This window comes from Mesorhizobium sp. B2-5-13, assembly GCF_006440535.1.
GTDB lineage: Bacteria > Pseudomonadota > Alphaproteobacteria > Rhizobiales > Rhizobiaceae > Mesorhizobium > Mesorhizobium salmacidum.
Genome location: NZ_VFUI01000012.1, coordinates 137,412 through 144,687 on the forward strand (window position 1 = coordinate 137,412; position 7,276 = coordinate 144,687).

The window sequence follows — 7,276 nt, forward strand, 5'->3', positions numbered from 1 at the left end:
CGACACTAGCTCTAGGCGACCGGCGACAGCTGCAGCAGGTGCATCAGCCGCATGTGGTTGTTGTCGTGATTTTCCGGATTCATCGTCGGCGTGTCCTTGCTGACGAAGCCGGAAAAGCGCTTGGTGCAGTACTGGTACCAGATAGGATTGTTGAACGCCGGAATGACAGGGAAATCATTGGCGATCACGACCTGGATCTCATTGAAGATGGCGTGCCGTTTCGCATCATCCGCAGTTCCGCGGAAGTCGGCAAACAGGCTGTCCAGCTTCGGGTTAGCATAGCGCGACCCACTGTGCCGCGTCTTGCCAACGAGGTCGCTCGAATAAGCCCCGTAGTAGGCATCAAAGGGGGTCGCACCGTCAGGCCGGGCATGCATGGCAACGTCGTAGCTGCCATCGAGGAGCTGCTGGACATATTGCGTAAACGGCGGCGTCGCGACGTCGGCGTTTATGCCGGCCTTGCGCAGGCCTTCGATTGCGATCTGCGCGTCGTCGATCCAGTCCGTCCATCCGGTCGGAACGATGATGGCGAACTTGATGGGCTTGCCGCTCTTGGTCAGCCGGAACCCTTCGGCATCTCGCTTGTCGTAACCCGCGGCATCGAACGCCTTGTTGGCACCGTCCAGATCGAACGTCACCCACTTGTCGGCATCCTTTCCGACATCGGCGTTCCGCCAGCTCTCAAACGTCGGCGGAAGGCCCGTCGCACTGCTATTAGCAGTAGGGTAACCAAAGCCCGCAATATCGACCATGGACTTTCGGTCCAGCGTCAAACTGAATGCGTGGCGGAAATTCAGGTCGGTGAAGGCTTCGTCGTTGCCCGGGTTCGTGGCCTTCCAGTTCACGTCGAACGACACGGTGTCGCCCGGCGGCTGCCAATAGGCATTGTGCACGGGATCGAGAGCGACAAAGGTCTTGTCGATGTCGGGCAGGAACGACCCAAACCAATCGAGGCCGGCAGTCGGCAGTGCCGCAAGCATCTGATCGTTGCCCGAAATCTGTGGGAACCTCATGACGTCGACCTTGAGCGAGGCCGCATCCCAATAGTGCGGGTTGCGGGCCTGTTCGTAGAGCTGCGGGGTAAAGCGCAGAATCTCGGTCATCGGACCAGAGCCCACCGGCGTTTCGTTGGCGAACGTCGCAGGATCCACAATGTCCTTCCAGATGTGCTTGGGAACCACGGAGAAGCCACCCAGCGCTTCGGGAAGCAGCGAGTTGATCGCCTTGAGTGTAAGCCTCACGTCAGAGCTGCCGACCAGTTCCACCCCCGAAACTGCTGTCTTCAGACCAACTAGATCGAGCGCGGCATTGTTGAGAGCAAGCTCAAGCGAGTAAACGACATCCTCTGCCGTGAGCGGTTGCCCATCGGACCACTTCACCCCGTCGCGAATAGTGAAGATAAGTGCGAGAAGGTCATCGGAGAAGCTGAAGGCGGTCGCCAGGCGGAATACCGGTTTGCCGCCGTCGAATTGATTGAAGATGACCAGCGGCTCATAGATGAAGTCAGTAGTGCTCGCCCGCCGCCCTGCCGCGTCGAACGGATTGAAGTTTCTAACCCAACCGGTCTGCTCCTCGATGTGAACCGTAAGCGCATTTCCGGCTGCAGCGCTGGCAGATTTCGACAGCAAACCACCACCGCCTAGCGCCAGTGTCCCTGTCATTGCCAGGAATGTCCTACGAGACAGCTCGGTGCCTTGCGCACCAACTTTGGTATCTCTCTTCATGCTCTATTTCCTCCTCCTCTTTGTGTTGCCATGTGGGAACGTTCCCTTACCTGAACGACGTTTGGCATTACGTGCCGGAATTCTAGGCGACCCTCGCGTTGGCCACCGAATTGCGCTGTATTAGTTTGGCAGGTACCACGAGGTGGGTGGCGGCAGGTGGTGCACCTTCGATAACCTCGAGGAGCATCTGAACTGCCAGCTCCCCAACGGTGTCGATCGGCAATCGGACTGTTGTTAGTGCTGGTGCCAAGTGACGAGCGTGAAAGCTATCATCGAAGCCGATGACTGAGACATCCTCAGGTATTAGCTTCCCACTCTCTTTGAGCGCTGCGATCGCGCCGGCAGCAATCTCATCGTCGCCAGCAAAGACAGCTGTGAAGTCCAGGCCCTGAGCGATCAGCCGCTTCACCGAGTTATACCCATGTTCTTCCGTGAAGCTGTCGTACTCTATTGTTATGTCGTCCAACGACAGGCCAAATTCGGCCAAAGCGAGCGCGACCCCCGCGACGCGGGCATGCGTATCGTGATGGGTTGGAATGCCGCCAATATGAACAATACGACAATGCCCGGCGCGCAGAAGAACCCTCATCGCCTCCTTTGCTCCGCCTGTATTGTCGAGCGTCACCGAGCCTGCGGCGCTGGCGCCCTCGCTAGATCCAACTAGAACCACCGGAATCCCGCTCTTTTCCAGGATATCGCGCGCGCTGGCGCTAAGCGGGAACTCGAGATTCAGTAGCAGGCCGTCGCAGGATCGACCAACCATATCCAGCGTCGCCCGCTCCTCTTGCTGCGGGTAACCAAAGCCGCTTCCAAGCAGCAGCCCCTTACCAGCAAACCGGCATGCCTGCTGTATTCCGCTCACCAGTCGCGCGTAATACGAGCTTGTCAGGTTGGTAACGACTCCGCCAATAATGTTGCTTCGACTAGACTGCAGTCCGCGCGCCGTTTCGTTGGGGCGATAGCCCAGATCCCGGATGGCCGCCTCTACTATCTCCCTTGTGCTGTCGGACACGTAACCACGGCCTGTGAGGTAACGAGAGACAGTCGACTTCGACACCTTGGCCCGCTTTGAAACGTCGATAATTGTCGCAGCCACGGCACAAAAGCCTCATAGGGGAACGTTCCCCCATTTAAGAGCTATTGGTTACATCAAGTCAAGCCCCTATTGTTCAGCCGCTGAATTTGCGCTTTGGTTGCTCATGCCTATCGCGACGAGCCTCTGGGCCAGCGATCGGATACGTGGGACGCCTACGCGAGAGACCGACTCCCTGGCCTGCTGCCGGTTTTTCGGACACCAGGTTAAGGTAGCATAGCTTTCTCCTCGGACTCGAGGGGGCTCATATATCCCAGTGTCGAGTGCCGTCGCCGAGGGTTGGTAGAAGCGCTCGACGTAATCGAAGACGTCGGCCCTGGCGTCGTCCCTCCTGTAGACCTTGCGGGGCGGTCCGCTCGGTTTTCAGCGAGGAGAAGAAGCTCTCCATCGCAGCATTGTTCCAGACGTTGCCCGACGGTCGGAATCGCAATCACGCATTCGCCTGTCGCGCGCAAAGCCTTGAAGCTGTGATCCCAAGGACCAACGATGCAACCCAAGATGGGCGGGTTGTGCTGGACCACCATATGGAAACCCATCGTCATGACATTTGGCTTGCCAGCATGAGCTGTCGCAACGAGAACGATGGGGCCAGGTTCCACCAGCCGATAGGCATGAGAAGCGGGTAGTTCCTTCATAGGAGGATCTCCTGTTGGTGTGACCAAAGCGCTGGAGCCGCGACCAGCAACGCGCCGCTGTTCTTTGTCAGCGCGCCGGGGCTGAACGAAACCTAGGGCCTGGCCCAGTGGCCAGACATCGAGATCATAGCCAGGAGCTTGAGTGTATTGCCGAAATAGTCTTCATCCGACACAGTCTTGTCCGTCACCGTGTCCCAGATGGCGTTAAGCCACCGCTGGTTGCCTGGCTCGGCCATTGCCGATACTCCCAACAAGGAGACGAAGGCCATTGAATTCTTGCCGTGCCCCGGCGGGACGCTCCCATCCACGCGATAGGTATCGGCGAATTCCTGCGGAACGCCCCCGGTGGCCCGCCGGGCCCAGGCATTGAGCGGCCGGACGGCGTTCAGCGCCCGTTGGTCCCCATTGAGCAGATAGTCGAGGCCGATCCTCCAGGGGTAACGTCCGGCATTCCACGAGTAATCGCCGTCGCTTTCGCCCTCGATAAAGCCCGACGGCGCGGGTGCGGGAGATTGGGGCAGGCCGACGATGAAGTCCGGCATCAGGCCGGTCCGCAGGCTAAAGCCCGCGCGCACGGCATTGATTATGGTATAGGTGCGATCGCGAACACTAAGCCAACGCGGGTCGCCAGACGCCTGTGCAAAGGCGGCCAGGTGGGACATCATGAAGTCGGACGAGCGTGTCGTGGCGGCATAGGTAGCGTCATCGCCCCTGCCGGCCCAGTCGCCGATCAACAGAAAGTCGGACGTCGGATCGACCTCGTGCTTCAAGATGGCAGTCATCACCTTGTCGGCCTCGGCGCGGTAGTCGATGGCTCCGTCGCTGCCCCACGTCGCGTCGGCCAAAAGCAGGGCGTAGCCGATATCGAGGTCGCCGTCCGTGGCAGTATTGTCGCCGCCGACGTCATCTCCTGCATTTTCGCACCCGGCCACCTGGTTCCAGGCCAGGAGGTTTGCGTCGCTGCGGGCCGGATGGTCCCTGAAATACAGCACCATGCCATCAAAGATCTTTTGCGCGTGCGGGTCGGCGCCCGCCATCATCGCGGTGATCAGCATGCCATAGCCATGCGCCTCCGAAACTGTGATCGTGCCCGCTGCAGTTCCGCCCGCCACCGGTTTGTGATCGGCATCCACCTTGACGAAATAGCGTCCGGGCCCGCAGTCCTGAACCACATAGACCGACTTCCAGGCCCTGTAAAAATCGACCAGCGCCTTGTCGAGTTCGGTCTGGCTCCGGTGATTTGGCTTGATGGTGCCCGATACGTAAGGGACAGGGGCGAAATCAGCTGCTCTCACGGAGGGCACCGTTGCGCCTGCCATCGCCAAGGTGCCAACTGCCGCTGTAAGATGCATGAACCGCATGATTATCTCCACTTTTGGTGTGCCCCCGCATGAGAGCAGCGCGTCGATGGCGAGATGCGACTGTCTGCATCTGCGCCGTCCAGAATCCACCGAGTCGCCTTTGATGACATGCCGGCAACGAAGCAGTCCCCCGGCGCTGCGTTAGGTCCAGTCTAAACAATTGAAATGGGAATGATATGCCGTCGATCCCGGACAACGCCAAATATCAACGCAACATCACCAATAACCATAAATACTGATCGCCTCAAACTGGAGGCCGCGTTCGCGGATCTGCCCGGCGACGATGACGACAATATCGTCGACTTTCTCTTGCGGGGGAATCATCGGGGGTAATAGTCTGGTTCTGCTATGGAACAGCGTCTGAAAGACCGTCATGGGTCGTCTCCATGACGGGCGCCGGGAGCCACTCTCCCAGCTATCAGCCCGTCACGGAAGCTCATCCAAACTCTCACTCTCTTGTCTGATGATAGTCGGCCGCAATATTTGCGCTCCTTCGAGTCCCTTGTCGCCGACCCAACTTTTTGGCTGCGACGCAGCCGATATATTCACATTCGAGCGAATACTCATCCGATCTGAGATTGACGATGGTTATGTGCGCACCGCCGTTTTCTACGCCAGAGTGTCCCAATCACCGCAGAATAGATCTGATGTCATTCACACATCGCCCTTGGATCCGTACATTCCAATCGGATGATCGCTTAAGTAAGCCCTATGCGATGACGTTCAGGTTCTTCTCCAATGTCTCCCGAAAGGCAAGCAATGAGCATTTCAGAGCAGTTGGACGACCATACGCCCCTACGACTCAACATAGCTGCCGAAATCGCCTTTCCGGACGGCTCTATGAGTGCGGCAGGTCTGCGAAAAGAGCGAGATGCTGACCGTCTTCAGACAGAGTTGATCGCAGGCAAGGAATACGTCACTTTGGCAGCGATCGCAAAAATGAGAGAGCTATGCCGCGGACGTCGAAAGGGGCGCGCCTCGTCTGGCGCGCCGAAAGCAGAAGAGCGGACGGAAAGCTGCGCAGCGGAGCCGGCTGGTTCATCCGCGATGGCGCAACCTTCATCAGCGCTTGTGGCGGCACTCGCGACCGCGAACGCGCTGAAAAGCGTCTCGCCAGTCACATCACGGAAAAATACCGGCCGGCCCGCGAGCGCGGTCGTGATCCCGCCACGGTCCCGGTAGCTGACGCCGTAAACGTATACCTTACCGACGTCGCGCCTTCGCACGCGAAGCCGAAAGAAACCGCCGACCGGCTGATCGTTGTCCTAACGTGGTTTGGCGACACAAAGATCGGCGACATCGATGGAAAAATGTGCCGCGATTACGCCAGGGCACACGGCAACGGCGCGGCCGCAAGGCGTCAGTTGGAGGATTTGCGAGCGGCGCTGAACAATTATCACCGCGAAGGCTACGCAACTTCTGCGCCAGCAATTGTGCTGCCCGCGAAAGCAGCACCGCGCGACCGCTGGCTGACCCGCGACGAGGCAGCCGCCCTGCTTCGCGCTGCATGGCGCATGCGCCAGTCGTGGAAGGGAAGGCCAAGCGATCGTCGCACCGCATGCCACGTCGCGCGCTTCATCTTGGTCGCTCTCTATACTGGCACGCGCTCCGCCGCGATCTGCGGCGCGGCCGTCCGGCGAACAGAAGGCGCGGGGCATGTGGATATCGAACGCGGCGTTTTCTACCGCCGCGCCAGCGGTCGCCGCGAGACCAAGAAGCGTCAACCGCCCGTCAGGTTGCCTGATCGCCTCGTGGCACATGTGCGCCGCTGGGCGAGCACACCGCTGGAAATCAAGACCAAGGGCCGAGGAAAAAGCGCCAGAATTGGCCGCATGATCGCCCATGACTACGTGGTTGAGTGGAACGGCAAACCGGTGCAGTCGATCAAGAAGGCCTTCCGCTCGGTGGTCGAGGCGGCCGGACTGGGCTGGTATGAGGAGGTTGCGACACCGCACGGTAGCGTCCGGCGCGTCTTCCGCACCGACATCACCCCGCACGTGTTCCGCCACACGGCCGCGACCTGGCTGATGCAGCGGGGGTCCGACCCCTGGGCGGCGGCCGGATACCTGGGCATGAGCGTCCAAGTGCTCATTCAGACTTATGGTCATCACCACCCCGATTTTCAGGCCCAAGCCGCCGAGGCAATCGTCTCCAAGTCACGCTTGCCAAACATACCCAAAAACACAGTCAGGATGCGCGCGGCACAGAAAGAGAACATTTCCGCCTACCCCACAGTTACCCCACAGATATACCGGAAATAAACGTGAACATTGGCCTTCAGACGCCATGAGAAATGGCGGAAATCCGGGCTTTTGCTGGCCAACCCGCCCGTTCGGGACGAGGGGGTCGCAGGTTCAAATCCTGCCACTCCGACCAGAAACAACAAGGTCCGTTCCGGACACATAGGTTACGGTTTATACCGGAGACATGGGTAACACTTTTGGCCCGAAGGGGTTTTGGAGT

The 7,276-nt window shown here is 59.3% G+C and carries 5 protein-coding genes and 2 pseudogenes; 1 reads left to right on the forward strand and 6 read right to left on the reverse strand.

The genetic code is table 11. The features are described from left to right. Positions 1-11 precede the first annotated feature (11 nt). From FJ434_RS20420 to FJ434_RS29880, 6 genes and pseudogenes are all read right to left on the reverse strand, one after another. On the reverse strand, positions 12-1,661 hold the full coding sequence (locus FJ434_RS20420; RefSeq protein WP_140751641.1) for an ABC transporter substrate-binding protein: 1,650 nt from the start codon (positions 1,659-1,661) through the stop codon (positions 12-14). 145 nt (positions 1,662-1,806) lie between these two features. Next, entirely contained in the window at positions 1,807-2,820 is a 1,014-nt protein-coding gene (locus FJ434_RS20425; protein WP_140717786.1) for a LacI family DNA-binding transcriptional regulator, read from the reverse strand. A 203-nt stretch (positions 2,821-3,023) separates the two neighbouring features. Beyond that, a pseudogene (locus FJ434_RS20430) lies at positions 3,024-3,232 on the reverse strand (IS3 family transposase); the annotation flags it as partial. Positions 3,233-3,236: 4 nt separating this feature from the next. Next, a pseudogene (locus FJ434_RS20435) lies at positions 3,237-3,452 on the reverse strand (flavin reductase); the annotation flags it as partial. A 92-nt stretch (positions 3,453-3,544) separates the two neighbouring features. Then, on the reverse strand, positions 3,545-4,813 hold the full coding sequence (locus FJ434_RS20440) for a glycosyl hydrolase family 8 (protein ID WP_246678374.1): 1,269 nt from the start codon (positions 4,811-4,813) through the stop codon (positions 3,545-3,547). Positions 4,814-5,029: 216 nt separating this feature from the next. Continuing rightward, on the reverse strand, positions 5,030-5,188 hold the full coding sequence (locus tag FJ434_RS29880) for a hypothetical protein (protein WP_181166072.1): 159 nt from the start codon (positions 5,186-5,188) through the stop codon (positions 5,030-5,032). Positions 5,189-5,763: 575 nt separating this feature from the next. Between FJ434_RS29880 and FJ434_RS20445 the strand changes: the two genes are divergently transcribed. Continuing rightward, positions 5,764-7,074: a tyrosine-type recombinase/integrase gene (locus FJ434_RS20445; RefSeq protein ID WP_246678373.1), complete on the forward strand. Its 1,311-nt coding sequence runs from the start codon at positions 5,764-5,766 to the stop codon at positions 7,072-7,074. Positions 7,075-7,276 lie beyond the last annotated feature (202 nt).

Coding starts and splice junctions, on each gene's coding strand:
- FJ434_RS20420 (WP_140751641.1), bottom strand. CDS start 1,661: ATGACAGGGACACTGGCGCTAGGCGGTGGTGGTTTGCTGTCGAAATCT.
- FJ434_RS20445 (WP_246678373.1), top strand. CDS start 5,764: ATGCCGCGGACGTCGAAAGGGGCGCGCCTCGTCTGGCGCGCCGAAAGC.
- FJ434_RS20440 (WP_246678374.1), bottom strand. CDS start 4,813: ATGCGGTTCATGCATCTTACAGCGGCAGTTGGCACCTTGGCGATGGCA.
- FJ434_RS29880 (WP_181166072.1), bottom strand. CDS start 5,188: ATGACGGTCTTTCAGACGCTGTTCCATAGCAGAACCAGACTATTACCC.